This window comes from Bacillus sp. SIMBA_005, from assembly GCF_046535585.1.
Taxonomy (GTDB): Bacteria; Bacillota; Bacilli; order Bacillales; family Bacillaceae; genus Bacillus; species Bacillus pumilus.
Genome location: NZ_JAWRWI010000298.1, coordinates 1 through 277 on the forward strand (window position 1 = coordinate 1; position 277 = coordinate 277).

The window sequence follows — 277 nt, forward strand, 5'->3', positions numbered from 1 at the left end:
TATGAATTTTTGGGCATCAATAGAACATTCACTAAATTATAAATATAAGGGCATGTTTCCAGAGGAAATAAAAAATCGTCTACAAAGTGCAGCAGAAGCAGCCTTCCGGTTAGATGAAGAAATGTCTTCGATTCGTAGTGAAATTCAAGAAGCACAGGCCTATTTTAGTGAATTTAAAGAGGCATCGAATCCTAGTTTACTATCAGAGAAGGAGCGTGACTCACAATGAAATTTTCTATTCAATCACGTAGAGATGCACAATCAAATGAATTAATGG

General features: G+C 35.4%; 1 pseudogene. It reads left to right on the top strand.

The annotated features are described in order from the left end of the window. Positions 1-229, top strand: a pseudogene (locus tag SB660_RS20200) (GTP pyrophosphokinase); the annotation flags it as partial. Positions 230-277: the final 48 nt, after the last annotated feature.